The 23,786-nt window shown below is 71.9% G+C and carries 25 protein-coding genes and 1 tRNA gene; 16 read left to right on the top strand and 10 right to left on the bottom strand.

The features are described from left to right. The first annotated feature begins 75 nt into the window (after positions 1-75). From HCN51_RS51610 to HCN51_RS51600, 3 genes are all read left to right on the top strand, one after another. Positions 76-148: transfer RNA gene (locus HCN51_RS51610), tRNA-Ala, on the top strand. 104 nt (positions 149-252) lie between these two features. After that, complete coding sequence (locus tag HCN51_RS51605) at positions 253-531, top strand: hypothetical protein (RefSeq protein WP_168020483.1); 279 nt, start codon at positions 253-255, stop codon at positions 529-531. A gap of 9 nt (positions 532-540) precedes the next feature. Continuing rightward, positions 541-1,455, top strand: coding sequence for a bifunctional helix-turn-helix transcriptional regulator/GNAT family N-acetyltransferase (locus HCN51_RS51600; RefSeq protein ID WP_168020480.1), 915 nt, complete (start codon positions 541-543; stop codon positions 1,453-1,455). A gap of 120 nt (positions 1,456-1,575) precedes the next feature. On the opposite strand, the gene HCN51_RS51595 is transcribed toward HCN51_RS51600, so the two are convergent. The 3 genes from HCN51_RS51595 to HCN51_RS51585 form a co-directional block, all read right to left on the bottom strand. After that, entirely contained in the window at positions 1,576-2,436 is an 861-nt protein-coding gene (locus HCN51_RS51595; protein ID WP_168020478.1) for a pyridoxamine 5'-phosphate oxidase family protein, read from the bottom strand. Continuing rightward, positions 2,436-2,879 (bottom strand): VOC family protein, encoded by a 444-nt coding sequence (locus HCN51_RS51590; protein ID WP_080046224.1) that lies wholly within the window; start codon positions 2,877-2,879, stop codon positions 2,436-2,438. The genes HCN51_RS51595 and HCN51_RS51590 overlap by 1 nt, the downstream gene beginning before the upstream one ends. An 85-nt stretch (positions 2,880-2,964) precedes the next feature. After that, complete coding sequence (locus HCN51_RS51585) at positions 2,965-3,531, bottom strand: CGNR zinc finger domain-containing protein (RefSeq protein ID WP_168020476.1); 567 nt, start codon at positions 3,529-3,531, stop codon at positions 2,965-2,967. Positions 3,532-3,630: 99 nt separating this feature from the next. Here HCN51_RS51585 and HCN51_RS51580 point away from each other — a divergent pair, with 99 nt between their 5' ends. Both HCN51_RS51580 and HCN51_RS51575 read left to right on the top strand, forming a co-directional pair. Continuing rightward, entirely contained in the window at positions 3,631-4,242 is a 612-nt protein-coding gene (locus HCN51_RS51580) for a TetR/AcrR family transcriptional regulator (RefSeq protein ID WP_346434111.1), read from the top strand. An 11-nt stretch (positions 4,243-4,253) separates the two neighbouring features. Further along, entirely contained in the window at positions 4,254-5,684 is a 1,431-nt protein-coding gene (locus HCN51_RS51575) for an FAD-dependent monooxygenase (RefSeq protein WP_277350294.1), read from the top strand. 86 nt (positions 5,685-5,770) lie between these two features. On the opposite strand, the gene HCN51_RS51570 is transcribed toward HCN51_RS51575, so the two are convergent. Further along, positions 5,771-6,727, bottom strand: coding sequence for a GlxA family transcriptional regulator (locus tag HCN51_RS51570; protein WP_240974126.1), 957 nt, complete (start codon positions 6,725-6,727; stop codon positions 5,771-5,773). 71 nt (positions 6,728-6,798) lie between these two features. On the opposite strand from HCN51_RS51570, the gene HCN51_RS51565 reads away from it, so the two are divergent. Both HCN51_RS51565 and HCN51_RS51560 read left to right on the top strand, forming a co-directional pair. Then, positions 6,799-8,064 (top strand): MFS transporter, encoded by a 1,266-nt coding sequence (locus HCN51_RS51565; protein WP_080046228.1) that lies wholly within the window; start codon positions 6,799-6,801, stop codon positions 8,062-8,064. Further along, positions 8,061-8,720 (top strand): peptidyl-tRNA hydrolase, encoded by a 660-nt coding sequence (locus HCN51_RS51560; protein WP_168020470.1) that lies wholly within the window; start codon positions 8,061-8,063, stop codon positions 8,718-8,720. The genes HCN51_RS51565 and HCN51_RS51560 overlap by 4 nt, the downstream gene beginning before the upstream one ends. A gap of 28 nt (positions 8,721-8,748) precedes the next feature. Here the strand turns inward: HCN51_RS51560 and HCN51_RS51555 are convergent, their stop codons facing one another. Then, positions 8,749-9,726 carry a DUF3616 domain-containing protein gene (locus HCN51_RS51555; RefSeq protein WP_168020468.1) on the bottom strand — a complete coding sequence of 326 codons (978 nt, stop codon included), beginning with the start codon at positions 9,724-9,726 and terminating at the stop codon, positions 8,749-8,751. A 170-nt stretch (positions 9,727-9,896) separates the two neighbouring features. Here HCN51_RS51555 and HCN51_RS51550 point away from each other — a divergent pair, with 170 nt between their 5' ends. From HCN51_RS51550 to HCN51_RS51530, 5 genes are all read left to right on the top strand, one after another. Then, positions 9,897-10,697: a DUF2457 domain-containing protein gene (locus HCN51_RS51550; RefSeq protein ID WP_168020452.1), complete on the top strand. Its 801-nt coding sequence runs from the start codon at positions 9,897-9,899 to the stop codon at positions 10,695-10,697. A 36-nt stretch (positions 10,698-10,733) separates the two neighbouring features. Beyond that, positions 10,734-12,686 carry an ATP-dependent zinc metalloprotease FtsH gene (ftsH, locus tag HCN51_RS51545; RefSeq protein WP_168020466.1) on the top strand — a complete coding sequence of 651 codons (1,953 nt, stop codon included), beginning with the start codon at positions 10,734-10,736 and terminating at the stop codon, positions 12,684-12,686. A 69-nt stretch (positions 12,687-12,755) separates the two neighbouring features. Then, the gene (locus HCN51_RS51540) at positions 12,756-13,379 is read left to right on the top strand and encodes a DUF937 domain-containing protein (RefSeq protein WP_346434110.1); all 624 of its coding nucleotides are present in this window, start codon (positions 12,756-12,758) and stop codon (positions 13,377-13,379) included. Between the two features lie 16 nt (positions 13,380-13,395). After that, a complete protein-coding gene (locus tag HCN51_RS51535) occupies positions 13,396-13,977 on the top strand; it encodes a Maf family protein (RefSeq protein ID WP_080046233.1) in 582 nt (193 codons plus the stop codon). Positions 13,978-13,987: 10 nt separating this feature from the next. Then, positions 13,988-14,722, top strand: coding sequence for an EI24 domain-containing protein (locus HCN51_RS51530; protein WP_168020462.1), 735 nt, complete (start codon positions 13,988-13,990; stop codon positions 14,720-14,722). An 83-nt stretch (positions 14,723-14,805) separates the two neighbouring features. On the opposite strand, the gene HCN51_RS51525 is transcribed toward HCN51_RS51530, so the two are convergent. Next, the gene (locus HCN51_RS51525; RefSeq protein ID WP_168020460.1) at positions 14,806-15,564 is read right to left on the bottom strand and encodes an MBL fold metallo-hydrolase; all 759 of its coding nucleotides are present in this window, start codon (positions 15,562-15,564) and stop codon (positions 14,806-14,808) included. Between the two features lie 346 nt (positions 15,565-15,910). Beyond that, entirely contained in the window at positions 15,911-16,864 is a 954-nt protein-coding gene (locus tag HCN51_RS51520; protein WP_346434109.1) for an RNA polymerase sigma-70 factor, read from the bottom strand. A gap of 250 nt (positions 16,865-17,114) precedes the next feature. Here HCN51_RS51520 and HCN51_RS51515 point away from each other — a divergent pair, with 250 nt between their 5' ends. Both HCN51_RS51515 and HCN51_RS51510 read left to right on the top strand, forming a co-directional pair. After that, positions 17,115-17,873, top strand: a complete 759-nt coding sequence (locus HCN51_RS51515) for an SDR family NAD(P)-dependent oxidoreductase (protein ID WP_168020458.1) — start codon at positions 17,115-17,117, stop codon at positions 17,871-17,873. A 361-nt stretch (positions 17,874-18,234) separates the two neighbouring features. Continuing rightward, a complete protein-coding gene (locus HCN51_RS51510; protein ID WP_206068900.1) occupies positions 18,235-19,281 on the top strand; it encodes a DUF4192 domain-containing protein in 1,047 nt (348 codons plus the stop codon). A gap of 50 nt (positions 19,282-19,331) precedes the next feature. On the opposite strand, the gene HCN51_RS51505 is transcribed toward HCN51_RS51510, so the two are convergent. After that, positions 19,332-19,676 (bottom strand): hypothetical protein, encoded by a 345-nt coding sequence (locus HCN51_RS51505; protein ID WP_080046238.1) that lies wholly within the window; start codon positions 19,674-19,676, stop codon positions 19,332-19,334. Positions 19,677-19,809: 133 nt separating this feature from the next. Here HCN51_RS51505 and HCN51_RS51500 point away from each other — a divergent pair, with 133 nt between their 5' ends. Then, on the top strand, positions 19,810-20,406 hold the full coding sequence (locus HCN51_RS51500; protein ID WP_240974125.1) for a DUF1707 and DUF4870 domain-containing protein: 597 nt from the start codon (positions 19,810-19,812) through the stop codon (positions 20,404-20,406). Between the two features lie 229 nt (positions 20,407-20,635). Here HCN51_RS51500 and HCN51_RS51495 read toward each other — a convergent pair whose 3' ends face one another. Next, positions 20,636-21,631: a winged helix-turn-helix transcriptional regulator gene (locus HCN51_RS51495; protein ID WP_168020456.1), complete on the bottom strand. Its 996-nt coding sequence runs from the start codon at positions 21,629-21,631 to the stop codon at positions 20,636-20,638. Positions 21,632-21,722: 91 nt separating this feature from the next. On the opposite strand from HCN51_RS51495, the gene HCN51_RS51490 reads away from it, so the two are divergent. Further along, the gene (locus HCN51_RS51490; RefSeq protein ID WP_168020454.1) at positions 21,723-22,940 is read left to right on the top strand and encodes a pyridoxal phosphate-dependent aminotransferase; all 1,218 of its coding nucleotides are present in this window, start codon (positions 21,723-21,725) and stop codon (positions 22,938-22,940) included. A 59-nt stretch (positions 22,941-22,999) separates the two neighbouring features. On the opposite strand, the gene HCN51_RS60805 is transcribed toward HCN51_RS51490, so the two are convergent. Next, positions 23,000-23,767, bottom strand: a complete 768-nt coding sequence (locus tag HCN51_RS60805; RefSeq protein ID WP_240974124.1) for a septal ring lytic transglycosylase RlpA family protein — start codon at positions 23,765-23,767, stop codon at positions 23,000-23,002. Positions 23,768-23,786 lie beyond the last annotated feature (19 nt).

The following is a 23,786-nucleotide window of genomic DNA, read 5'->3' as shown; positions in this document are numbered from 1 at the left end:
TCGCGCTCGGCGCCTGCCCCTCGGTGACGTGTACTCGGGTGGTCCTGAAGTCGGATACACTTTTACACGCAACGAGGGGCTATAGCGCAGTTGGTAGCGCGCCTCCATGGCATGGAGGAGGTCTGGGGTTCGAATCCCCATAGCTCCACCCCGTTGACGAGATCCCGTCCGATCGGCTTGATCGGGCGGGATTTTCGCGTTTTCGAGGGCGCAACCCGCGCGCTATCGAACTGGAGTTCGTATCATGGAGCAATGAGCCCTGTCGAACTGCCTGAGATCTGGCGCCCGCCGCTCGTGGAGACGGTTCCCGACGGCACGGCGCGTTACCTGCTGGCCTGGAGCGACGACGCGCAGGGGTCGCGGTGGGGATACCTGCTGTGGCCGCCCCGCACGCTGGAGGCGCACGGCGGCGTGCGGCACGAGGCGAGCGCCCGCTGGGTGCACTGGGCGGAGATCCGCCCAGTAGACGGCGAGGACTACACGACGGTTCCGATCGCCGACCCCCTGGTGGGCCCGGGAATGTCTGACTAGGGTCAGAGGATGGACGGTACGGCGATCGCGCGGGTGCGCCGCTTCCAGCGCACCGTGACGCAACGCATCGGAGCGCTCGAAGACGCCTTCATGGGCCGCGACCGGCCGCTCGGGCAGGCCCGGGTGCTGTGGGAGATCGGCCGCGACGGCGCCGAGATCCGCGCGCTGCGGGCCCGGCTGGAGCTCGACTCCGGCTACCTCAGCAGGCTGCTGCGCGCCCTGGAGGCCGACGGCCTGGTCGTGGTCGAGGCGGGCGGGGCCGACGGGCGGGTGCGCACGGCCCGCCTCACCCCCGCCGGTGCGGCCGAGCGGGCGGAGCTCGACCGGCGCTCCGACGAGGCGGCCGCCGCGCTGCTCAGACCGCTTTCGGCCGGGCAGCGCGAGCGGCTGGTGGCCGCGATGTCGGAGGTCGAGCGGCTGCTGGCCGCCTCCATGGTGGAGGTCGCCGCCCTCGACCCCCGGCAGCCCGCCGCCCGCCACTGCCTGACGGCCTACGTCGCCGAGCTGGGGCGGCGCTTCGAGGGCGGCTTCGACCCGGCGCGCAGCCTCCCGGCCGCCGACGACGAGCTGCGCCCGCCCGCCGGGCTGCTGCTCGTCGCCACCCTGCACGCCGAGCCCGTGGGCTGCGTGGCGCTGAAGCTCCACCGGGAGACGGCGGAGATCAAGCGCATGTGGGTCGATCCGTCGGCGCGGGGCCTCGGGCTGGGGCGGCGGCTGCTCGCCGAGGCGGAGTCGCGGGCGGCCGGGGAGGGCGTGCGGACGCTGCGCCTGGAGACCAACCGGGCGCTCACCGAGGCCGTCGCCCTCTACCGGTCCTCCGGCTACTCGGAGGTGCCGGCGTTCAACGACGAGCCCTACGCGCACCACTGGTTCGAGAAGCACCTCCCCGGCCCCGCCGATCACCCCACGCGGGCCAGCCGGTAGGCGCCACCCTCCTCCCGCGGCAGCCGCGGCCCGGCCGCCCTCACGAGGTCGGGCTGCTTGAGCGTCACGCCCGTCACGGGGTCGTGCACGATCGAGGCGCCGGAGGGTGGAGCGGGACCCTCACACGGGCGGGTTGAAGCGGTGGTAGCCGGGCGCGGTCCATCCGGCCGGCAGGGTGTCGGCGAGGTGGACGTACGCGTCGATCTCGAACCGCACCACGCGCGGCTCGCTCCACTCCACCCGCGCCCGTCCGGTGAGCTGCAGGGTCTCGCCGCGCTCCCAGTCGGGGAAGAGCAGCCCGGCGGCCGGGTCGAGCTCCAGGTTGCCGAGCGTCATGTACATGCCGTTGCCCTGGTAGTCGGGAAACTCCAGCGTGCGCGGCCCGGTGACGCGGACGAAGCCGGGGTTGCCGCCCCGGTGCGACACGTCCGCGCCGTGACCCTCGGCGCGGGTGGCGATGAAGAACGTGTCGGCCGCGGCGATCCAGTCGCGGTGCCGCTCCTCCAGCGTGGTGCCGTGGCCGAGGCCGGCGGGGGTGCCCGGGGCCGTGGTGGGCTCGCGGGTCTGGATGTACTTGGGGCAGTTGGCGTAGACCTGCTCCGTCCAGACGACGAGGGACTGCCCGGCCTGTACGGCGGTGCCGTTCACGCGCATCCTGCGCCGCGTGTGCGGCTCGATGGCCAGCAGCCCGATGTCGCGCTCCGCCGCGAACAGCCCGTGCAGCGGGTCGTCGGCGGCGGGCAGCGCGCGCAGCACGACGGTGCGGTCATCCTCGGCCTCGGCGAACCCGGCGGGCCCGGTGAGCACGCCCGCCCACAGCCGCCCGTGGTCGTCGGCGGCGCCGGCCACGATCATGCGCTGGTCGCGCAGGAACGCGGCCGCCGCGGCCGGGATCTCGGGCCGGGTGCGCGAGCTGCCGTGCTCGGCCAGCCGCACCCCGGTGCGCCGTTGCACGGCGACTTCGCCCGGGTGGCTCTTCATTAGAAGAACCCGCAGGTGGGGGCGCCGGTGGTGGGCGCGGGCCGGTCACCGGCGCCGTCGGGAGCGAAGATCTCCAGCCGGATGCCGTCGGGGTCCTCGAAGAACACGCCGCCCGACGAGGCGCCCTCGCCGTGCGGCACCACGCCGTCGTGGTAGAGGGGCGCGCCGAGCTCCCTGATCACCTGCTCGGCCCGCCGGACCGCGTCGAGGTCGGCCACCTGGAACGACAGGTGGTGCAGCCCCGGCAGGGCGGTGGCGAAGCGGCCCTCGCTCTGCTGCCAGAGCGTCAGCACCAGCGTGCCGTCCTGGGCCAGGAACGCGTAGCGCCGCCCGTCCTGCTGCGACTCGCCCGCCACCGCGAACCCGAAGACGCGCCGGTAGAACTCCTTGGACGCCTCGAGGTCGGTGACGTTGAGCCCGATGTGCCCGGTCTGAAAGGACATCCCATACTCCTCTAACGGATGCGCGGCTGATTTGCCGTTAGAAGCACTATAACGGCAAATCAGATGCTTTGGCGTTAGAAGGGGGTCATTTCTTGTGCTCCCGGTAGTGCCTGGCCGCTCGGGCGCGGTTCCCGCAGGCCGTCGAGCACCACTCCTGACGTGGGTGTTCCTTGACGTAATAGAGCACGCAACGGGGTGCCTGGCAGGTGCGCAACAAGGCCCGATCGGGGCTCGCCAGGAACTCGACGGCCGCCGTGGCGAGCCGGCCGCGCAACCGGGCGGACTCGCCGGCGGGCGACACGGTGACGAGGGCGGGCTCGCCGTCCCAGGAGAGCTGCGGAGCCGTGGGCGCCGCCAGGGCCGTGGAGTTGACCAGCGCCAGCGCCTCCTCGAACGGGGGCAGCTCGGCCGCGTCCGCCCGGCTCGGCGGGCCGGGCGCCACGGCCCTGGCGAACAGGGCACGGACCGCCTGGCGCAGGCGCACGGTCTCCTGCCGCAGCTCCTCCGAGGCGGTGAAGGACGCGTCGAGCCCCAGCTCCGCCGCGTGCTCGCGAGCCCAGGCCGTCATCCCCTCGACGTCGGACAGGTTGTCGACCAGGCCGGAGCGGGCGGCTCTGACCGTGCTGACGAAATCAAGGCTCAGGAACGACATCTCCCCAATCTAACGCCTGCTTGGAGCGCGGGCCGTTAGACAAAAGGTGCGTGATCCGAAAGTTTGCCGATCACGCAAAAATCTTCTAGATTCGGCGGCGTGACCGGACTGCGAGAGCGCAAGAAGCAGGCCACGCGCGAGGCCCTGATGACGGCCGCGCTGCGGCTGGCCCTGGAGCGCGGCCTGGACAACGTCCGGGTCGAGGACATCGCGGCCGAGGCCGGCGTCTCGCCCCGCACGTACAACAACTACTTCTCCAGCAAGTACGAGGCGATCACCGCCCGCCACACCGACCGCGTCCGCGCGTCCGTCGCGGCGCTGCGCGCCCGGCCCGCCGGCGAGCCCTTCTGGGACGCGCTGACCGAGGCCATGGTGCAGCCGTGGGCGCGGCACGCCGGCACCACCGACCAGGCGCCGCCGCCCGAGCTGCTGGCCGGCATCCGCATGCTCAGCGAGGAGCCCGCGCTGCGGGCCGAGTCGCTGAAGGTGGCCTTCGCCGCCGACGGCGAGCTGGCCGCGGCCATCGCCGAGCGCGTCGGCGCCGACCCCGCCCGCGACCTGTACCCCAGCCTGGTCGCGGTCACCGTGACCGCGGCCGTGCAGGCGGGCGTCGCGCACTGGCTGCGCGCCGACCCGCCCGTCCCGCTCGTGCCGGTGCTGCGCGACTGCCTGCGCGCGCTGGCCACCGGGCTGCCCGCCCCCACCGAATGAGGAGACCCCGCATGGACATCGTGATCGCCGGTGGCGGCCCCAACGGGCTCATGCTGGCCTGCGAGCTGAGCCTGGCGGGAGTCAGGCCCGTCGTGGTCGAGCGCCTGCCGCAGCGCAGCGACCAGCCCAAGGCCAACGGCATCGTCGGCCAGGTCGTACGCCTCCTGCGCCGGCGCGGCCTGGCCGAGCAGGAGGCCCCCATGCCCGCGTTCGTGTTCGGCGCGATGCCGCTGCACCTGGCCGGGCTCGACGACAACCCGCTGCACGGCATGGGCATCAAGCAGCCCGAGCTGGAGGCGCTGCTGGAGCGGCGGGCCCTGGAGCTGGGCGTGGAGATCAGGCGCGGGCACGAGCTGACCGGCCTCGCCCAGGACGCCGACGGGGTGACGCTGGAGGTGGCGGGCCCCGGCGGACCTTATGAGCTGCGCACCCGCTACCTCGTCGGCTGCGACGGCGCGCACAGCAAGGTGCGGAAGCTGAGCGGGATCGGCTTCCCCGGCACGCACGCCGCCGACGTCGTCAGCCGCACCGCCCACGTCACCATCCCCGGCGCGGTGGCCGGGCGGATCGAGCTGGAGGTGCCGGGGGCGGGCACGTTCGTGCTCTACGCCTGGCACAGGACCGAGCGCGGGGCGTACGCGATCCTGCCGGCGGAGCCCGGCGTGTTCACGGTGGCGGCGATGGAGTGGGACTCCGCGCCGCCCGGCGACGACGTGCCCATGACCGTGGCCGAGCTGCGCGCGAGCCTGGCCCGCGTGATCGGCACCGACCTGCCGCTGGCGGAGCCGGCCGGCCCGGGGCCGCACCTGCTGCGGCGGCTCAACGGCCGCAACACCCGCGTGGCCGACCGCTACCGCGAGGGCAGGGTGTTCGTGGCCGGCGACGCCGCGCACGTGCACTCCGCCATGGGCGCGCCCGGCCTCAACCTGGGCCTCCAGGACGCCGCGAACCTGGCCTGGAAGCTGGCCGCCGAGGTGCGCGGCTGGGCGCCGCCCGGGCTGCTCGACACGTACGACGCCGAGCGCCGGCCCGCCGCCGAGCGGGTCGCCCTGCACACCCAGGCCCAGCTCGCGCTGACCGCGCCGGGGCCCGAGGTGACGGCGCTGCGGGAGGTGTTCGGCGAGCTGCTGGGCGACCCGCCCGCCCGGCGGCGCATCGCCTCCCTGCTGGCCGGCTCCGACGTGGTCTATCCGATGCCCGCGCCGCCGCATCCGCTGGTCGGCCGGTTCCTGCCCGACGTGCCTGAGCAGGCCGGGGCGCGGCCCGTGCTGCTCGGCGCGACCGGCGGTCTGCGCGTGCGTCACGGGCGCGTGGACGTCGTGCCCTGCGACCGTCCCGAGGCGGTGCTGGTGCGGCCCGACGGGTACGTGGCCTGGGCGGGCACCCCCGACGAGACGCTGGAGCAGGCGCTGAAGACCTGGTTCGCCGAGTCACTGGCCTGAGCCGGAGCGCCTGGAGCGCGCGAGGGAAGGTGCGGCTAGAGCACGCCACGGAAAGGTGCGGTCAGAGCGCGCGGCGGAAGGTGCGGCTAGAGCGCGCGCCGGAAGGTGCGGCGGTAGGCCAGCGGCGAGACGCCGACGGCGGTGTGCAGGTGCTGGCGCAGCGACACCGCCGTGCCGAACCCGGCCCGCCTGGCCACCTCCTCCACCCCCAGGTCCGTCGTCTCCAGCAGGTGCCTGGCGTGCTGCACGCGCTGGCCGTTGAGCCACTTCGCCGGGCTCTGGCCGGTCTCCTCGCGAAAGCGCCTGGTGAACGTGCGCACGCTCATCCTCGCGTGCTCGGCCAGCGCGGCCAGGTCGAGCGGGGCGTCGAGGTGGGCGAGCATCCAGTCGCGGGTGGCCGCCGTGCCGCCGCGCTCGCCCAGGGGGAGGGGCCGGTCGATGTACTGGGCCTGGCCGCCCTCCCGCCAGGGCGGCATGACGCAGCGCCGGGCCACCCGGTTGGCCACCTCGCTGCCGTGGTCGCGCCTGATCACGTGCAGGCACAGGTCCAGGCCCGCCGCCACGCCGGCCGAGGTCAGCACGTCGCCGTCGTCCACGAACAACACGTCGGGGTCCAGCCTGACCTTCGGGAAGAGCTCGGCGAAGCGGGCCGCCTCGCGCCAGTGCGTGGTGGCCGGGCGGCCGTCGAGCAGGCCCGCCGCCGCCAGCACGAACGCGCCCGTGCAGATCGACATCGTCCTGGGCCGCCCCTGGAGGGCGGCGAGCAGGGTGTCGGTGATCGTGCCGTCCTTCATGGCCCGGCCCGCGTGGATGCCGGGCACGAGGACGGTGTCGGCCGTGTCGAGCACGTCGAGGTCGTGGTCGGGCTGCACGCTGTAGCCCGCGCCGCACCGTACGGGCCGGCGGCCTTCCGAGCAGGTCACCACCTCGTACAGCTTCTCGCCCGACGCCGTCTCCGCCGCCCAGAACACCTGGCCGGGGACGCCGAGGTCGAGGGTGGCGAAGTGGTTGAGCACCACGACGGCGACGCGATGGGGTCTCATGGCCGGATTCTTACACATATTGGCTTTCCGGCCACTCGTGACCCCGTAAGGGGATAAATCAGGATTGGCGCATGACTGTGAGCACCACCCCCTCCACCCGGCGCGGGCTGCACCGCGCCTGGTACGTCGCGGCCGTCGCGTTCGTGGCGATCCTGGGATCGGCCGGCTTCCGCGCCACCCCCGGCGTGCTGATCACGCCGCTGCAGGAGGAGTTCGGCTGGTCGGCCGGCACGATCTCGCTGGCCATCTCCGTCAACCTGGTGCTCTACGGCCTGACCGCCCCCTTCGCCGCCGCCCTCATGGACCGCTTCGGCATGCGCCGGGTGGTCGCCGTCGCGCTGCTGCTGATCGCGGCGGGCAGCGGCCTGACCGTGTTCATGAGCGCGAGCTGGCAGCTCCTGCTCTGCTGGGGCGTGCTGGTCGGGCTCGGCACCGGCTCGATGGCGCTGGTGTTCGCGGCGACGGTGGTGGACCGCTGGTTCGTCCGCCACCGCGGACTCGTCACCGGCGTGCTCACCGCCGCGGGGGCCACCGGGCAGCTCGTGTTCCTGCCGGTGCTCGCCCAGCTCGCGCACGGCCCCGGGTGGCGCTTCGCCTCGCTGACCGTGGCCGCGGCGGCGCTGGCGGTGGTGCCGTTCGTGTGGTGGCTGCTGCGCGACCGTCCCGAGGACGTCGGCACGACGGCGCTCGGCGCGGACCCGGCCGCCCCGCGTCCCGAGCCGGCGAGGACCAACGCGGCGCTGCGGGCCGTCACCGTGCTCGCGTCCGCGGCCCGCACGCGGCCGTTCTGGCTGCTCGCGGGCGGCTTCGCGATCTGCGGCGCCAGCACGAACGGCCTGGTCAGCACCCACTTCATCCCCGCCGCCCACGACCACGGCATGGCCGAGCCGGTCGCCGCCGGCCTGCTGGCGATCATCGGCATCTTCGACATCGCGGGCACGGTCGCCTCGGGCTGGCTCAGCGACAAGGTCGACCCCAAGGTGCTGCTCGGCGTCTACTACGGCCTGCGCGGGCTGTCGCTCATGGTGCTGCCCGGCCTGTTCGCGGCCACGACCGAGCCCAGCATGCTGGTCTTCATCATCTTCTACGGCCTGGACTGGGTCGCCACCGTGCCGCCCACGGTCGCCCTGTGCCGGCGCATCTACGGGGCCGACGGCGCCGTGGTGTTCGGCTGGGTGTTCGGCTCCCACCAGGTCGGCGCCGCGATCGCGGCCGTCGGCGCCGGGCTCACCCGCGACCACCTCGGCGCCTACGACCTCGCCTGGTACGCGGCGGGCGCCCTGTGCCTCCTCGCCGCCGGCATGTCCCTGGCCATCGGGCATGCTGGTAGGCGATGAACACCGAGCTGTATGTCCTGCCCCTGGTCGTGCGGATCGAGCGGGCGGCCCCTCCCGAGCGCACCGACGCCCTGGAGGCGGCCGCCATGGCCGTGCTGAGCCTGCTCGACGACCCGGGCGAGTTCGCCGCCGAGGTGCACGCCTGGGAGTCCACCGGGAAGATCCGCAAGGTCGTGCGCCGGGCCAGGGGCGCCGAGTGGCGCCGGGCCGTCGCGCTGCCCGGCCGTACGATCGAGCACCGCACCGCCGAGGTGCGCGTGCACCCGCCCGTGCCGCTCGACGACTGGCCGCGCGACCTGGCCCGGCTGCAGGTGTCCGGCACCGAGCTGACCGACACCGCCGCGCCCGGGCCCGCCGGGCCGCCCGTCCTGTGGGCCAACCCGGCGCTGGAGATGTCGGCGGGCAAGGCCATGGCGCAGGCCGGGCACGCCGCCCAGCTCGCCTGGTGGGCCAGCGACGCGGGGGAGCGGGCCGCCTGGCGCGAGCGCGGCCTTTCCGCGTCCGTACGGACGGCGGCCACGCCGGCGGAGTTCGGGGCCATGGTGGCGGCCGGGCTGCCCGTGGTGCGGGACGCCGGGTTCACCGAGATCGAGCCGGGCTCGTGCACGTTCGTGGCCGACGCCCCCTGGCTCGCCGGCCGCGTCGCCCGGCCCTAGATCCTGAAGCCGGCCGCGTCGCCCGTTCCTAAGGCTCCTGGATCGTGAACACGTCCGCGAGCACGCCGCCCGCCGGGGTGATCCTGGCGGGCGACGGGCTGTCGTAGACGACCATGAGCCGGTCGTCGGCCAGCCGCACCATGCCCTCGGGGTGGTCGCAGCCCACGCCGTACGGCAGCTCCAGCACGGTCTCCAGCTCGTCGGCCGGGACGACGCCCGCCCGCTTGCCGCGCGGGCGCCAGCGCACGACGCGTACCGGGCCGTCGAGGTCCATGGTGGGCCCGGCCAGGAGCAGCAGCGCGTTCCCGTCGGGGCACATGTCGCGCACGCCGAGGCCGCTCAGGTTCAGGAAGTGCTTGCGGTACGGCTCGCTCAGCCGCAGGCGCCCCTTGCCCGCGTCCTCGACCCGCAGCTCCAGCACCACCGCCCAGCCGCGCAGCACGGGGCCGCGCAGGCCGAGGTAGACGCGGTCGGGGGTGACCGCGATGCCCTCGATGTCGAGCCCGTTGTCCTTGCCGGGCAGGGCCAGGAACGGCGCGAGGTGCGGGTCGTCGCGCAGGTGCTCGGTGAGGTTGCGGGAGCCCGACATGACCGCGCCGCGTTGAGGTAATTCGGTGCGGGGGTCGAGCGGCAGGCGGGCCAGGATGAAGCGGTTCTCCTCCCTGATCACCGAGGCGAGCCGTTCGGGGCCGCGCTCCGGGTCCTTCGCCCTGACCTTCCTGCGCTTCAGGCTGTGCGAGCCGACCAGCCAGAGGTAGCCGTTCGCCCGGGCCAGGCCCTCGATGTCCGCCTCGTCGCGCGGCCCGGCGGGCAGGTCGATGTAGTCGGCGAGCTGGAACGTGCGCTGGTCGCCGTAGTGGTCGCCGGTCCACGTGAGGTGCTCGAAGGAGGCGGTCTCGTCGCCGGCCACCCACAGGCCGGTGGAGCTCTGCCGGATCGCCGAGAGGTTCGTGTGCGTCTGGGACGCTCGAGAGGCGTGGTCGAAACGCAGCTCAACCTGTTCCACCCCGCCATGATTGCACTTCGGTAGCTTCAGGGGCGCAATGGCGGGATTTGTCGTACGCTCCCGTCGTGCTCCAAGGGGAAGATGAGATCAAGGGTTCCCGAGTGAGAACCGCCGCAAGGCGTGGGATCCCGGTTTCTCCGCCCAAACGCTCCCGCATCGGCGATCTGCGCATGCGGGTGGTGTACCGGGGGCTGGCCGTGGCCGCCGCCGTCGCAGCGGTCGTCGCCGTGGCGGTGGTCGTGGTGCTCCCGCCGGAGCCGGACGAGGTCGCCGCGGGGCCGGTAACCGCGCCGCCGGCCGCGCCCTCCTCGTCCGGCTCCGCACCTTCTTCTGCACCGGCCGCCACACCTTCCTCCGCACCGGCCGCCACTCCCGCGGCCGCGTCCACCTCCGCCCCGCGCGAGACGCCGTCGCCCGGTGCCTCGCTGGCGCCCGGTTACACGGCCATGGAGGCCCTGTACGCCGACCCGCGTGTCCCCAGGCTGACGCGCGGCGTGAAGCGCATGCCCCTGCGCTCCCCGGGCAAGCGCTTCGTCAAGGACACCCGTACCGGACTGGCCGTGCCCAAACTCCCGCGCCCGTGGAAGGTGTACCGCGCGGCCCCGTTCACCACCAGGCAGGCGCTGCCGAAGCGGCGCGGCGCGAGCCCGCGCGGCATGTTCGTAACCTGCCCGCTGCCGATCATGGAGCAGAAGTCGCCCCGCGACACAGCCCTGCTGGCCGCCCGCTGGACGCTCAACCACCACCCCAAGGGCTCGCGCATCACGTGGATCGCCTCGCAGCCGGTCAAGCGCGGCTGGCTGCTCGTCTACCGCGTCGCCTACGGCAAGCGCAGCTCCCGTGCCGCCGTGGTGGTGATGGACGGGGGAACAAGCAAACCGGGTCTTGCGTTCGTAACAGTGCCTGACTCGCAGCGCAAGCAGTGGCGCGATATCGGCCGCGTGGCCTCAGGGGTGCGTGTTCTAGGCTAGAAGATCATGAATGCGGCGATAATGGGGAGTGACGCCGTGGAACGCTCTGGACCGCCGCAGGCCCCGAACAAGGGCAAGGGCAAGCCGCCCTGGCGCTCTGAGGGTCTGCCGGGCACGCCCGGAGGCAAGCCCAAGATCAACTGGTGGCGTTTCGTCGTCACCCTGCTCGTCGTCTACGCCGGCTTCTTCGTCGTCTCGTCCTTCGTCGACAGCGGCTCGGTCGAGACGATCTCCTACACCGAGTTCACCAAGCAGGTGAACGCCAAGAACGTCAAGGACATCTACGCCCAAGGCCTGTCGGTCGAGGGTGATCTGCGGGCTTCGGCGAAGAACCCCGAGAGCGGCGAGGCGTACACGAAGTTCGCCACCGAGATCCCGGCCTTCGCCAACACCGACCAGCTCGACCAGCAGCTCGCCACCGGCCAGGTCGAGATCACCTCGCAGCCCATCACCCGGGGCTTCTTCTCCAACCTCCTGCTGTCGCTGCTCCCCGTGCTGCTGCTGGCCGGCCTGTGGATCTGGATCATGCGGCGCGGCGCCAGCATGATGGGCGGCGGCCTGGGCGGGCTCGGCAAATCGAAGGCGGCCAAGCCGGTCGAGGCCGGGAAGGTGCGCGTCACGTTCGACGACGTCGCCGGCATCGACGAGGTCGAGAACGAGCTCGTCGAGATCGTCGACTACCTCAAGGACCCCGGCAAATACCGCAAGCTGGGCGCGAAGCTGCCCAAGGGCGTGCTGCTCGCCGGGCCTCCCGGCACCGGCAAGACGCTGCTGGCCAGGGCGGTCGCGGGCGAGGCCAAGGTGCCGTACTTCTCGGCCAGCGCCTCCGAGTTCATCGAGATGATCGTCGGCGTGGGCGCCTCGCGCGTGCGTGACCTGTTCGAGGAGGCGCGCAAGGTGGCGCCGTCGATCGTGTTCATCGACGAGATCGACGCCATCGGGCGGGCCCGCGGCGGCGCGGGCGGCATCGGCGGCCACGACGAGCGCGAGCAGACGCTCAACCAGATCCTCACCGAGATGGACGGCTTCTCCGGGGCCGAGGGCGTGATCGTCATCGGGGCCACCAACCGGCCCGAGATCCTCGACCCGGCGCTGCTGCGTCCCGGGCGCTTCGACCGTACGGTGCAGGTGGGCCTGCCCGACGCGGCGGGGCGCGCGGCGATCCTGGCCGTGCACACGCGCGGCGTGCCGCTCGACGCCGAGGTCAGCCCCGACCGCATCGCCAAGACCACGCCCGGCATGACCGGCGCCGACCTGGCGAACCTGGTCAACGAGGCCGCCCTGCTCGCCGCCAAGCGCGGCAAGGACAAGGTGACGAGCGGCGACTTCGCCGACGCGCTGGAGAAGCTGCAGCTCGGCGCGGCGCGCAGCATCGTCATGCCGGAGGAGGAGCGCACCCGCACCGCCTTCCACGAGGCCGGTCACGCGCTGCTCGGCATGCTCCAGCCGGGCGCCGACCCGGTCAGGAAGATCTCGATCATCCCGCGCGGCCGGGCGCTCGGCGTCACGCTGTCCACGCCCGACACCGACCGCTACGCCTACGACGAGCAGTACCTGCGCGGGCGCATCACCGGCGCGCTCGGCGGCATGGCGGCCGAGCAGGTCGTGTACGGCGTCATCACCACCGGCGCCGAGAACGACCTGGAGCAGGTCACCATGATCGCCCGTGGCATGGTGGGCCGCTGGGGCATGTCGGAGAAGGTCGGCCCGCTGACCATCCTGCCCAACGACGGCCAGCCCCCGCAGGCCTCGCCCGTCACGCTCGCCATGGTGGACGAGGAGGCGCGGCGGATCGTGGACGAATGCTACGAGCGCGCGGTGCGCATCCTCACCGAAAACCGCGACAAGCTGGACGCGATCGTGGCGGCTCTGCTGGAGCACGAGACGCTCGACGAGGCCGGTGCGTACGCGGCGGCGGGACTGCCCAGGCCGGCCGAGGACCGCCCGGCGGCGGCCGCTCCCGTCCCTGCTCACTTTTCCGATAATTAGGACAAAACGGACGTTGCTTCGAGCCCGGCGAGGGCAGGTCACCCGAGACAGACTGATCGGGGGACCGTCGTGACACTTAATGACGAGCTTCTCGCCGGACTCGGAGACCAAGGAGTGGAGCAGATCGCCGGCATGCTCGGCACGGACACGCTGACCGCCCGCAAGGTCATCGAAGCCGTGACCGGCACCATCGTCGGCGGCATGGCCCGCAACGCCACCCATCCCGACGGCGCCGACGCCCTGCGCGGAGCGCTCGACGACCACATGGACGCCGACCCGTTCAACGGCGACGTGGCCTCGCTGACCCGCGACGGGCACAGCATCCTCAGCCACGTGCTGGGCGGGCAGGGCACCGAGCAGGCCGCGGCCCAGCTCTCACAGCTCGCCGGCGTCAACTCCGCGACCATCATGAAGCTGCTGCCACTGATCGCACCCATGATCATGTCGCTGCTGGCCAACCGGGCGGCCCGCCACGACATGGACGCCGGCGCCGTCGCCGACGACCTCAACCGCGAGGAGTCCGCCATCCCCGGCGCGCTAGGGGAACTCCTCGGGAGCCTGCTGGGCGGCATCTTCGGCGGCGCGGCCGTGCCCCGGCAGGCCGGCCCGTACGACCCGTACCACGACCCGCTACGGGAACCTCTGCGCAGCGAGCACGAGGTGGCCCCGGGCAGGGCGAACCCCGACTGGTGACCGGTAGGCTAGGCCAGTGATCGTCTTGGCCTCTGCTTCCCCCGCCCGCCTCGCCCTCCTGCGCAGCGCAGGTCTCGACCCGAAGGTGATCGTCAGCGGGGTCGACGAAGACGCCTACTCCGCCCACTCACCGGCCGCGCTCAGCAAGGTACTCGCCACGGCCAAGGCGGAGGCGGTCGCGGGCGGGCTCGAAGAGGGGCTGGTCATCGGCTGCGACTCCATCCTCGAGCTCGACGGCCGCCCCTACGGCAAGCCCGCGAGCCGCGAGGAGGTGCTGGAGCGCTGGCGCCTGCTGCGCGGCCGCACCGGCCGCCTCGTCACCGGCCACTGCGTGATCGACGTGGCCGCCGGGCGCCAGGTCGCCGAGGTCGCCACCACCGTCGTGCGCTTCGGCCAGCCCTCCGAGGAGGAGATCGCCGCCTACGCCGCCACCGACGAGCCGCTCGGCCTGGCCGGCGCGTTCAGCATCGAGGGGCGCGGCGGCTGGTTCGTCGAGGGCATCGAGGGCGACCACGGCAACGTCCTCGGCCTGTCGCTGCCGCTCCTGCGCGACCTGTTCGCCGAGCTGGGCTACGCGGTCACCTCGTTCTGGCGCTAGCCTGCCGGGCATGCGATCAGTGCGCGACTTCACGGCCGGTGTGGGCTTCTTCTTCCAGGGGTTCGGGTGGGTCGCCAGGCACCCCCGGTGGTGGCTGTTCGGGCTGATCCCGGCGCTGATCGCCTTCGTGCTGTACGTGGCCGCGCTGGTCTTCCTCGGCACGAACGCCTCCGCCGTGGCCGAGTTCCTGACCCCGTTCGCCGACTCGTGGAGCTGGCGGGAGCTGTTCAGGACGCTCGTGGGCATCGCGTTGTTCATCGGCGGGCTGGTGCTGGCGGTGCTCACCTTCGCCGCCATCACGCTGGCCATCGGGGAGCCGTTCTACGAGAAGCTGTCGGCGGCGGTGGACGTGCTGGACAGCGAGCAGGAGCAGCCGTGGTGGCGGACGTTGCCGCGCTCGATCCGCGACAGCCTGGTGACCCTCTTCTACGTGTTGCTCTTCACCGTTCCGCTGTTCTTCCTGGGGTTCGTGCCGGTGGTCGGGCAGACGGTGGTGCCCGTGCTCGGCGCCCTCGTGTCCGGATTTTTCCTGACAGTGGAGCTCACGACGCTCGCCCTCGAACGGCGCGGCCTGGCCCGCAAGCAGCGCTTCGCCCTGCTGCGGGGCAACAAGGCCAGCGCGCTGGGGTTCGGGGTGGCGGTGTTCCTGCTGTTCCTGGTGCCGTTCGTGGCGGTCATCGCGATGCCGGCGGCGGTGGCGGGCGCCGCCCTCCTCGTACGAACCCGCCTCGCCCCCGTTTCCTGACCCGCGCGCGGCCTCGCGCCGGGCCCCCGTTGCCTGGACCCGCGCGCGGCTTCGCGCCGGGCCCCTTCCGGCCCTTCTTGAACTCAGCCCAGGTCGAGGCGGTCGGCCAGGCCCGCGGCGGTGAAGGCCCGCACCACATCGTCACGGCCCTCGGTGAAATGCGCCCAGCTGTCGCAATGGGCGGGCACCACCCGGCGCGCACCGAGGATCTTCGCGGCCTCGGCCGCCTGGGCACTGTCCAGCACCAGCAACGCACCGCCGAACGCCGGCCTGCGGGGCGCCCCGGCGAACAACACGGCGGTGTCGACCGGGCCGAAACGCTCGGCGACCTGCGCCACGAGCTCCAGTGAGGCGTTGTCGCCGCTGACGTACACGGTGGGCAGGTCGTCGGCGGTCAGCACGAACCCGATCACCTCACCCATCACCGCCTCGACGGCCCGCGCCTCCGAGGGCTCGCCGGGGCCGTGCATCGCGGGCGCACCCGTCACGGTCACCGTCCCGCCGCCCGGCCGGTCCAGCTTCACCTGCTCCCACGGCGCGAGGGCCTGCGCGTTCCCGCCCAGCCTCGCCGCCCCGCCACGGGTGGTCAGCGTGAGCGGCACGTCAGCCAGCAACGCCCGCCCGGAATGGTCGAGGTTGTCGGGGTGCTGGTCGTGGGAGAGCAGGACCGCGTCGATCGGGCCGAGCTCGGCCGGCGTGATCTTCGAGGGGGCGGTCTTGGTCAGGGGCGTGCCCGGGGTGGGGTAGTCGCTCGGGGGGTCGAAGGTGGGGTCGGTCAGGAGGCGCAGGCCGCCGTACTCGATGAGGGCGGTGGGCCCGCCGAAGACCTGAACGGGAATCATTAGGCGGTCACCTCGCGGATAGAGCTTCGAATCGTCGGTGATGAACGGTACTCGGGCTCCCGCGCATACCCTGCCCCAGCCCCAGCGTTTCTCCCATGCCGCGGGGCCGAGAGTCGCCTTCCCCCTTCGCGGACACCTGCCTCCGCGGTCACGTGCGCGCCCGCCCTGGCGCCCACGCGACAGGCCACCCGCCCAGCCGCCCGCCCTGGTCGCGATGGCCCGCACGCCAGCCGCCTCTCCACTGTGGTGGGACGCCACGCGCGGCCCGCACGGCGTGCAGACGCACTCAGCCCGGGGGAGGCGGTCACCTCCGCCCAGACTCGTCATCCTTCAGGTCAGTCGTCCTTCAGGTCAGTCGTCCTTCATCACCGGACCGGGGGAGGTGGCGGGCGCGGTTCGTCTCGCGGACGACCGCCCACGCGTCCGCGACCGGCCCCAGATGCCCGAGCTTGTCGGGATTGATGACGGCGCGGATCGTCTGGACCTGCCCGTCGAGGATGTCGAGCACCAGGATGTTGATCACCTTGCCGTCCCGGTCACGGAAGATCGCGCCCGGCTGGCCGTTCATCTCGTGCGGCTCCACGACGCCGCCGATCCGTACGAACGGGGTGATGAGGGAGGCCAGCACCCGGGCCACGTTCTCGGCGCCGAACACGCCCTCGCCCCACAGCGGCGCCTTGCCCCCGCTGTCCCCGGACATCCGCACGTCGGCGGCGAGCAGCTCCCGCAGCCCGTCCACGTCCCCTTCGCGGAAGGCGTCGAAGAAGCGCCCGGCGAGCTCCTCCCGTTCCCGGCGATCCGTCTCGAAGCGGGCGCGTCCCGAGTCCATGTGGCGCCGCGCCCGCACCGCGAGCTGCCGGCACGCCGCCTCGGAACGTCCCACCGCCGACGCCACCTCCCCGAAGCCGAACCCGAACACCTCCCGCAGCACGAACACCGCGCGTTCGAGCGGGCTGAGCCGCTCCAGCAGCAACAGGGCCGCCATCGAGACGGAGTCGGCCAGCTCCGCGGACCGCTCGGGATCCTCGTACGGGTCGGCCAGCAGCGGCTCGGGGAACCACTGCCCGGCATACTCCTCGCGCCGCACCCGCGCCGACCGCAGCACGTCGATCGCGATCCGCGACACGGTCGCCGCCAGGAACGCCTTGACCGACGCCGGCTCCGCCGAGGAGCCCTCGAAGCGCAACCAGGTCTCCTGAACGGCGTCCTCGGCCTCGCTCACGCTTCCCAGGATCCGGTAGGCGATCGAGAACAGCAGCGGCCGCAACTCCTCGAACTCCTCCGCCCGCCGGTTACTCACGCCCTCCTCCCCATCCCCGCCCGGCCACTCCCCACGAACACCCGCATGACGACCACCCTCACCTTCCGACGCACGACGCCCGTGCCTGCCTGGCTGTCCCCTCCCGAGACGAGACAGCCCACCCATCCGTGACATCCACGCTTCCTGGCCGGGGCGGCGAGCTCCGCGATAGAGGGCCCACCCATGTCACAGAACGACCCCGCTGTCTCGTCCCGAGGCAGACAGACCCTCTCTGACAGGAGCTTTGATCGTGAACAAGCACCACCGAGTGGCCTTGATCAGCGGCGCGAACAAGGGCATCGGCCGCGCCACCGCCGAACAACTCGCCGCACTCGGCATGACGGTCCTGATCGGCGCCAGGGACCCGCACCGCGGCGAGGAGACCGCCGCCGCGATCCGGGCGGAGGGCGGCGACGCCCACCCGGTCACCTTGGACGTGACCGACCCGGCCACCATCGAGGCGGCGGCAAGCTGGATCGGCGAGCGCTTCGGCCACCTCGACGTGCTGGTCAACAACGCCGCCATCACCGGCTCCGGCCAGGTCTCCCCCCAGGACGCCGTGGATCAGATCCCCAGCACGGTGGACCTGGACATGGTGCGGGCGGTGTTCGAGACCAACGTCTTCGGCGCGATCGCCCTGACCAACGCCCTGCTCCCGCTGCTGCGCCGCTCACCCGCGCCCCGCATCGTCAACGTCAGCAGCGGCGGCGGCTCCCTGACCATCATGAGCAACCCGGAAGGCCCGATGACGGCCCTGCCCGCGTCGGCCGCGTACTCGCCTTCCAAGACCGCCCTGAACGCCCTGACCGTCCAGTACGCCAACGAACTGCGCAAGGACGGCATCCTCGTCAACGCCGCCGCCCCCGGCTACGTGGCCACGGACATCAACAACCACAGCGGCGTCCTGACCCCGGCCCAGGGCGCCACGGTGGTGGTCCACCTGGCCACGCTCCCCGCGGACGGCCCAACGGCCGGCTTCTTCGACGCGAACGGCCCCATGCCCTGGTGACGCCCCCAGGCCAAGGGGTTATCCACAACCCCTTGGCCTCAACTCACCCTCATCCACAGAACCACCGCAACGCCATTCCGCCCCTCCAAAGCCCGGCACCCTGTGGGCCATGACGAGCAACCGCCCCACCCCCGCTCCCCACCACCCCCGCACCACCTCCAACCCCACTCCGAAACCCCGAGCGGCGTCCGCCCCTGCCCCGAGACCGATCCCGCCGGCACTATCCCCGCCCTCGGCAACCACCTCCTCGACCTCCTCCACGCCCTCGGCCCCCTCGATCCCTTCCAACTCCTCGGCCCCCTCCACCCCAGAGCCTTGCTCCAACCCGGAGCCTTGCTTCACGCCGGAGCCGTGTCTCACCCTGACCAGTCCCACCGACGTCCTGGCCGCCGTGCCTTACCTGGTGGGCTTCCACCCCAACGCCAGCCTCATCGTCGTGGGCCTGGCACGAGGCCAGGCGAAGATGGTGGCCAGATGGAGCCTGCCGTTCCCGCCGGGCACGCTGGACGCGATGTCCCTCATGTTCGACCGCAAGGGCATCACGGAGATCGTCGTCGTCGGCTACGGTCCAGGCGATCTGGTCACCCCGGCGGTCGACGAGGCCAGACGCCTGGCGGCCAGGCACGGGGTCCACGTGGGCGAGGCGCTGCGGGCACATGAGGGCCGCTACTGGTCGTACATCTGTGACCTGACGACATGCTGTCCAGCGGAGGGCACCCCGTACGACCTGACGACCAGCCAGATCGCCGCCGAGGCCACGGTCCGCGGCTTGGTGGCCCTCCCCAACCGGGAGGCCCTGGAACGCACCCTGGCCCCGGTCACCGGCCCCGTGCGGATGGCGATGCGCCGAGCCACAGCGGAGGCGATCGCCGACTTCCAGCGCCGCATCATGTCCGCCACGGACCTGACCGAGTTCGCCGAGCAGTTCATCGCGGAAGCCCTGTCCAGGGTCCGCTCAGCCCTGGAAATCCATTCCGCCGGCGGCCGCCTCACCGACACGGAAGCGGCGAAACTGGGCCTGGACCTGGCGATCATGCGCGTCCGCGACGAGGCATGGACGTTGATGGACGATTCCCACGCCCTGCTCTGGAAAGACCTCACCCGCAGGCTGGAGCCGCGCTTCACCCCACCGGCGGCATCACTGCTGGCGATGGCGTCCTGGCGTTCGGGCAACAGCGTCCAGGCCACCATCGCCCTCGAACGCGCCCTGACCACCGACCCCTCCTACTCGATGGCCAACCTCCTCATGCACGCCCTCCAAAACCTCCTCTCCCCGACGCTCCTCCAAGATCGCCTCCCCACCCCCGCCGAACTCGACGAAACCATGGGCACGGTCTCCGCCCAATGGCTTCTCCCCTTGATCAACCTCCTCGACGAGGAAGACGACCTACCCCCACTCCTCGAATGACAAGCCGGCCCACCTTCCACGGCCACGCTGGTGTCGGGGTCTCAAAGGGGTCAGAGGTTGCCTTCTTCCTTCCTGCGACGCTCGTTGTACGCGCGCATCCGGGGCGGGTACCCGGTGAGCTGCACGTCGTACACGGGCAGGGCAAGGTCGCGGGCGACCTTGTGGATGACGGCGGGGGAGCCGACCCTGCGCCTGGTCCATTCGCCGTCGTCGGCCACCGCCACGGCCGTCGTGTCGGTGGCGAAGGTCTCTGGCTCGACGTAAAACTCGACACCACGCCGTGACCGAGCGAAGGCGATGAGCGCCTCGATGTCGGCGTCTGTCGCCTCACGGTCGAACTTCGCGATCTTGCGGCCGCGCAGTCGACGAATGCCGTAGCGGTCTCGCCATCTCATGAATCCTTTTTATACCGTCTGGAGGCGTCGCGTCGGGGATGATCTAGGGGACGAATCCGGGATTCTCCCGATGGCACCCTCGGGAGGCAGGGAGCAGTATGAGAGGTGACCGTTCGATTCTCTGAGGAGAGGCATGGCGATTATGGCTGGGGTACCGAAAACCCCTGGGCCGGGACAGGTGCCGCCAGCTCATCTGCGCGTCACCCACCAGGACCGAGAGAACGTGGTCGAGCACGTCAAGGCCGCGTACGCGGAAGGCCGCTTCGACAAGCTCGAATTCGACGACCGGCTGGAGCGTGCCATGACGGCGCGCACGCACGGCGATCTCGTGCCCATCATGAACGAGCTGTACGGCCCGGAGGCCGTGCCCAAGGCGGTCGCGTTCCCGCATGCGTCGTCGTCCGTGACGGTTCCGGCCGAGAGCAACGAACGGCTCGGCGCGGCTCTCGCTCACGGTTTGCCGCTCGTCGGTTTCCCGATTCTCGGGCCGCTGCTCCTGCTCCTCACCGGCGGAAAGACGTCGGCCTACATTCGCAAGCACGCGCTGGAGGCGCTCAACTTCCAGATCACCGTCGTCGGGGCGTCGGTATTGTTGCCGCTGACCGTCATCGGTGTGGTGCTGCTGCCGTTCATCTGGGTCGCGGCCGTAATCCTGTCCATCGTGGGCGGCGTCGCGGCGCTGACCGAGGGGAATTTCCGTTACCCGCTGACAATTCGCCTGGTGAAGTGACCGCGGAGCGAGTGGCGCACCAAGTTCGTTTTCGCGCCGCGGCTGATTACTCGTCGGTCTCCTGACGGACGGGCTCGCTGGTGGCCGGGATGACCGGTTCGGCCTGAGGGATGGCCGGCTCATGGCCGAGGTAGCCGCTGAGGGGTGGGGTCGCTGACGGGGGTTGGCCGAGGAGGCCGACTTGGCCTCAGGAGTGGGGGTCCCTGATGGCGTCGGTGACCGATTCGGGCTATTGAAGAACGGGATGGCTGGCGGTCGGGGGCGCCGGCTCCTTGCCGGTGAGTGCGTCGGCGAGGGGGCCGGTGCCGGTGATCGTCAGCTTGCCGGCGCGGTACGCCTCCGCCGGCGTGATCGTCCCCTGGACCAGTGCGAGGCACGTTTCGCTGGTCATCGTCAGCCGGAGGTCGGGCTTGTCGGCTGCTCCGTCGGCGTAGCTGGTCGTGGTCAGGCGGGGATCGCGCCCGTCGGCTGCTCCGTCCCTGTAGCCGGTCGGGCCATGGTGGCGCCCGTCGGGTGCTCCGTCCCTGTGGCTGGTCCTGGTCGGGCCATGGTCGGGTCCGTGGGCTGCGACGTCAGAGTGGCTGGTCGGCTGCTGGAGGCCGGGCCCGTCAGCGTGGCTGGTCGTCGTCTGCTGGAGGTCGGGCCCGTCAGCGTGACTGGTCGTCGGCTGCTGGAGATCGAGCCTGTCGGCGGTTGCGTCAGCGTGGCGGGCCGTCGTCAGGCGGGGGTCGGAGTTGTCGGGGGCTGCCGCGCCGCCATCCGAGGGTGGGGCGGGGAGGTGGAAGTGGAAGGTGCCCTCGTCCAGGCGGACCTCCACCACGCCAGCGTGGCCGCGCGCATGCCGGCGTAGCCGTTCCGTCAGGGGGAGGGCGAACCAGTGGGCGCGCATCGCGTCCGTGGGGCGGCGGGGGGTGAGCTCGGGGGCGCCCCAGATGGACAGGGCGGTCAGGACGGGGAGCAGGGAGTGGCCGCGGGGGGTCAGGGTGTAGACCGTGGCGGCGCCGGGGGGCGGGAGTTTGCGACGGGTGAGGACGGCGTCCTGCTCCAGATCCTTGAGGCGGGCGGCGAGCATGTCGGTGCTGATGCCCGGCAGGTCGGCGTGCAGGTCGGTGTAGCGGCGCGGCCCGGCCAGCAGCTCGCGCACGATGAGCAGGGCCCATCGGTCGCCGATGACGTCGAGGGCGCGGGCGGCCGCGCAGAAGTGGTCGTAGCTTCGCCGTGGCATGTCGCCACCTTAAAGGTTGGACTTTCCAAGTAGCTACTTGGTAGAACCAAGTGACCTTTTCGGCGATGCGGCCCCGCGATGGAGAGCACCCATGGAGTTCCGGCAGTCCAGCAAACTGAACGGCGTCTGCTACGAGATCCGCGGGCCGGTGATCGAGCACGCCAACGCCCTGGAGGAGGCGGGGCACAGCGTGCTGCGCCTGAACACGGGCAACCCGGCGCTGTTCGGGTTCCAGGCGCCCGACGAGATCCTCCAGGACATGATCAGGAACCTGCCGCGCGCCCACGGCTACACCGACTCGCGCGGCATCCTGCCCGCCCGCCGGGCCGTCGCCCAGTACTACGAGCAGCGCGGGATCGAGCACGTCGGGGTCGACGACGTCTATCTCGGCAACGGCGTCTCCGAACTGGTCTCCATGGCGGTGCAGGCGCTGGTGGACGACGGGGACGAGATCCTCATCCCGACGCCGGACTTCCCGCTGTGGACGGCCGTCACCAAGCTGGCGGGCGGCAAGGCCGTGCACTACGTGTGCGACGAGGCCGCCGACTGGTACCCCGACCTCGACGACATGGCGGCCAAGGTCACCGACCGCACCAGGGGCGTCGTCATCATCAACCCGAACAACCCCACCGGCGCCGTCTACCCGAGGGAACTGCTGGAGGGCATTCTCGACCTGGCGCGGCGGCACGGGCTGATGGTCTTCGCCGACGAGGTCTACGACAAGATCCTGTACGACGACGCGGTGCACCACCATGTCGCCGCCCTCGCTCCGGACCTGGTGTGCCTGACCTTCTCCGGGTTGTCCAAGTCGTATCGCGTGGCCGGTTTCCGGGCCGGCTGGCTGGCGGTCACCGGCCCCCGGCAGCACGCCGAGAACTACCTCGAAGGTCTCACCATGCTGGCCTCGATGCGCCTGTGCGCCAACGCCCCCGGCCAGCACGCCATCCAGGCCGCGCTCGGCGGGCGGCAGTCCATCGAGGACCTGGTGCTGCCGGGCGGCCGGCTGGAGGAGCAGCGTACGCGCGCCTGGGAGCGGCTCAACGAGATCCCGGGGGTCTCGTGCGTCAAGCCGCGCGGCGCCGTGTACGCCTTCCCCCGGCTGGACCCGGAGGTGCACAAGATCGTCGATGACGAGAAGTTCGTGCTGGACCTGCTGCTGCGGGAGAAGATCCAGGTCGTCCAGGGCACCGGCTTCAACTGGCCGTACCCCGATCACTTCCGGATCCTGACCCTGCCGCACGCCGACGAGCTCGACGCGGCGATCAGCCGCATTGGCCGTTTCCTCGACGGTTATCGCCAGGAGGTCTGAAGATCACCGTCCTGTACGGCAAGCCGTATCGGTCGTCATGCCACCAGGAGGCTCGAAGGCTAGCGGCCCAGGACCTCGTACTTGACCCGCATGACGCCCGCGCCGATGTTGCCGATGGCGGCGAAGGCGGCCCTGGACAGGTCGAGGCAGCGGCCCCCGACGTACGGTCCGCGGTCGTTGATGCGGACCGTGACCGACTCGCCGTTGTTCGGGTTGGTGACGCGGACCTTGCTGCCCAGCGGGAGCGTCTTGTGGGCGGCGGTCATGGCGGCGGGGTTGAAGCGCTCGCCGCTGGCGGTCATCTGGGGCTCGCCGTAGTACGAGGCGCCGCAGTTTCCGGTGGACAGGACGCGGTACTTCGGGCGGGTGGTCCTCGCCTTGGCCGTCCTGGTCTTGACCTTGGACTCGGCGACCGCGGAGGGGGTCGAGGCGGCGGATGATGACGCGGCGGCGGGCGGTGACGCCTCGGCGGTCGAAGGGGTCTTGGAGGGGGCGGGGCCCGAGGACTTGGAGGGAGCCGGGGTCGAGAGGTTCGGCTGGGCGGCGGCCCCGGGTGGTCTGGGGGCGGGGGAGGAGGACGGCTTCGGGGCGGGCGGGGTGAGAGCCGCCGTCCTGGTGGAGGAGTCGTCGTTGCCGATGGCGGCCCACGCGGTGGTGGAGGCGGCGGCGAGGACCGCGGCGCTGACGGCGACGGTACCCCAGCGGCGCTTGGCCGCCGACGGCCTGCGGGCCTGATGAGACGGCTTGCGGTCCTCGGATGTCGGCTTGCGGTCCTGCGGGGACGGCTTGTGATCCTGGCTGGACGGCTTGCGAGAGTGCTGGCCCAAGGTAAACCACGGTCCTAGA

It is taken from the genome of Nonomuraea composti (assembly GCF_012034275.1).
In the GTDB taxonomy this organism is placed as follows: domain Bacteria; phylum Actinomycetota; class Actinomycetes; order Streptosporangiales; family Streptosporangiaceae; genus Nonomuraea; species Nonomuraea composti.
Note: the sequence above shows the minus strand (reverse complement) of the source record. Positions and strands in the feature narration are given on the sequence as shown.